The sequence below is a fragment of the Mycolicibacterium arseniciresistens genome (genome assembly GCF_030519285.1).
Lineage (GTDB): Bacteria > Actinomycetota > Actinomycetes > Mycobacteriales > Mycobacteriaceae > Mycobacterium > Mycobacterium arseniciresistens.
Genome location: NZ_JAUMSQ010000266.1, coordinates 1 through 2,779, shown reverse-complemented (window position 1 = coordinate 2,779; position 2,779 = coordinate 1). Strand labels below are relative to the sequence as shown.

Annotated in this window: 3 protein-coding genes; all 3 read right to left on the bottom strand. The window is 72.6% G+C overall.

Annotated features, from left to right (window positions below; all coding sequences use genetic code 11):
- Positions 1-93: 93 nt before the first annotated feature.
- The 3 genes from Q2100_RS24820 to Q2100_RS24810 are packed head-to-tail and all read right to left on the bottom strand — an operon-like array spanning position 94 to position 2,622.
- Positions 94-1,101 (bottom strand): DNA polymerase domain-containing protein, encoded by a 1,008-nt coding sequence (locus tag Q2100_RS24820; protein WP_407667686.1) that lies wholly within the window; start codon positions 1,099-1,101, stop codon positions 94-96.
- On the bottom strand, positions 1,101-1,982 hold the full coding sequence (locus Q2100_RS24815) for an endonuclease/exonuclease/phosphatase family protein (RefSeq protein WP_302916195.1): 882 nt from the start codon (positions 1,980-1,982) through the stop codon (positions 1,101-1,103). The genes Q2100_RS24820 and Q2100_RS24815 overlap by 1 nt, the downstream gene beginning before the upstream one ends.
- A 13-nt stretch (positions 1,983-1,995) precedes the next feature.
- Positions 1,996-2,622, bottom strand: coding sequence for a hypothetical protein (locus tag Q2100_RS24810; RefSeq protein WP_302916194.1), 627 nt, complete (start codon positions 2,620-2,622; stop codon positions 1,996-1,998).
- Positions 2,623-2,779 lie beyond the last annotated feature (157 nt).

The following is a 2,779-nucleotide window of genomic DNA, read 5'->3' as shown; positions in this document are numbered from 1 at the left end:
ATGAATCCCCTTCACTGGATGTGGTGACGACCGGGTGCCGTTCCGACGAGGTATTGCCTCCACGCCTCGGTCTTGAAACCGGTCGCGTCCACCCTACGGATCGTCGCCGGGCGCCGCCGGGTCTCCGGCCCGCCGTGCGCGGGCCCGGCGCTTGCCCTCGTGCATCGCCGCCACCCGCGCCACCGGGATGGTCCGGCCGTGGGCGATGAGGTCGTCGGGCAGCCGTTGCGGCGGGGGCATCGACTCCGCCCACGGGTCGCCGGCGCCGAGCGCGTCGACGGCGGTGTGCACGGTGAAGTCGGCCGGGCTGACCCGGTCGAGGTCGGACCACGGCACCGGGAACGACACCGGCGTGCCCGGCCGGAGCCGCGGGCTGTACGCGGCGGCGACGGTGGCGCCGCCGGCCCGGGTGGAGTCGACGAACACCTTGCCGCCGCGGTCGGAGACGATGTACGCGGTGGTGGCGATGTCCGGGTCGAGCGCCTCGGCACGCGCGGCGAGCGCGCGGGTGGCGCCCGCGACGTCGTCGACCGGGGTGTGGTCGTCGATCGGCACGAACACGTGCATGCCCTTGGCGCCGCTGGTCTTGACCGCGCCCGCCAGCCCGCAGTCCGACAGCGCCTGGCGCACCAGGTGCGCGACGGCCACCACCGCGGAGAAATCGGCGCCCTCGGGCGGGTCGAGGTCGAGGATCAGGTGCGTGGGCCGGTAGATGTCGGGGACATGCTCGCTCGGCGAGCCTCGCTCGGCGGCCGGCCCGAGCGTCGGGTGGTATTCGACGGCGCGCTGATTGGCCAGCCACAGCAGCGTCCGGCGGTCGTCGCACAGCGCGTAGCGCACCTCGCGGTGCGACGACTCGGCCCAGATCGACACGGTTCGCACCCACTCGGGGGTGTACTTCGGGACGTTCTTCTGCATGAACGGCGCCCGGCCGCGCAGCACTCGCAGGACCGTGAGCGGGCGGCCGGCCAGGCCGGGCAGGATGCGGTCGGCCACGGCGTCGAGGTAGTCCACCAGGTCCCGCTTGGTGGCCCCGGCGTCGGGCGTCAGAGCCTGGTCGAGGTTGGTCAGCTCGACGCCGTCGCGCCGCTCCGTGGCCATCAGCCCACCCTAGAACCCGCGCGGCGCCACCAGGACGGTCGCGCGGGGGCCGCCGGGAGGTGGGCGAGGCGGCAGACCACGCCGAAGTGGTCGGACGGGAAGACCCGCGGCAGCGCCTCGGACACCGGCCGGGTGCCGAGCAGGTCGATGCCGACCGCGTGCCAGCGCCTGCCCTTGACCAGCACGCGGTCGAACCGGACGTGGCGGTGCTTGTTCTTGCTGTCGTACCGCATCAGGTTGATCGAGGTGTCCTCGGTGAAGCCGTCCTCACCGGGCCGCAGCGCCGGCCAGACGTCGATGAACGGCGCAGTGATGCGGGGGTTCTCGGCGTCGCGCATGTTGAAGTCGCCGAGCAGCACCGCCTCGTCGGCACCGCGCACGGCGCGGAACAGCGTGCGCAGCTGTCGTGCCCGCAACCGGGCCGACCGCTTGCCGCTGTCGAGGTGCACGCCGCAGACGGCCAGGGCGGCGCCGTTGACGGTGAGGTCGGCGCGCAGGTAGCCGCGGTCCAGCCGTGTCGGCAGCCGCGTGTAGGTGACCCCGTCGACCGGCACGCGGGTCAGTAGCAGCATGCCGTAGTTGCCGACGTCCTCACCGGTGATCGAGCTCGCCAGGTAGTGCTCGCGGACCCAGGACTGGGAGAGGAACACCTCCAGCGCGGCCGGGGTGACCTCCTGGAAGACCATGACGTCGGGCATCGCGTCGCAGAGCAGTGCGGCCATCGCGCGGTAGCGATGGTCGGCGAAGTGCTCGTCGAACCAGACGTTGAAGGTGGTGACCGTCAGTCCGTCGCGCTCGACGGGTGCGGGGGCGTGCACTTCGCGCCACCGGCCGGTCGCGGCATCGAACCGCTCGACCGGGAGGCGGCGGCGAGCCCTCACGGCACCGGGCGGATCAGCGCGGCGCGGCGGAGTCGGACAGGCCGGTGCGCAGCGCGATCGCCTGCTTGGTGCCGACGTCGGTGACCACCTCGGGCGGGGTGGGCTGGCCGAGCACGCTGCCGAACTCCATCCGGACCACCGCCGGACCCTGCGTGAAGAACAGCAGGGTGACGTCCTTGTTGCCGTCGGGCGCGGTGCCGGTGATCACGGTGCCGCCGGTGCCGACCGGCGATGGCTGCGGCGTGCCGCCCACCACCGAGGCGGTCAGCGACTTGACGCTGGCGTCCAGCGCGCTGGCGGCTGCGGCCTCGTCGGGGGTGATGTTGATGGTGACGCCGACGGCCTTGGTGTCGTCCTGGTTCACGAACAGTGTCGAAACGCCTTGGCCGCCGCGGCGGTTGGGCACCGACGAGCGAGCGGTGAAGGTGTCGCCGGGGCTGTCGATGTCACCGGGCTGGATGAGCAGCCGCGAGTAGTCGGCGGCGCTGCTGTTCTCCTTGGGGGCCGAACTGGGCGCGGCGGTGGTGGCCGCAGGCAGTCCCGTCGGAGCCGTCGCCTCGGGACCCGACGGCGGCGCGCAGCCGGCCAGGACGGCGGCAGAGACCGCCGCTGCGGCGATGAGGGCAGTGGTACTCGACAAGACACGCATGAAGATCTGCTGGTTCCCCCGGATTGTGGTGGATGAGCTGGACATATACTGGACACGATGTCCATGAAATACGGTACACGCGCCGTCGAGGGGGGCGCAAACACCGCCGGCCCCGCGCGCCGCGGCAGGCCCCGCGACGTCACCGTCC

Excerpts from the sequence above, each read along its gene's own strand:
- Q2100_RS24820 (WP_407667686.1), bottom strand. The coding sequence starts at position 1,101 with ATGGCCACGGAGCGGCGCGACGGCGTCGAGCTGACCAACCTCGACCAG.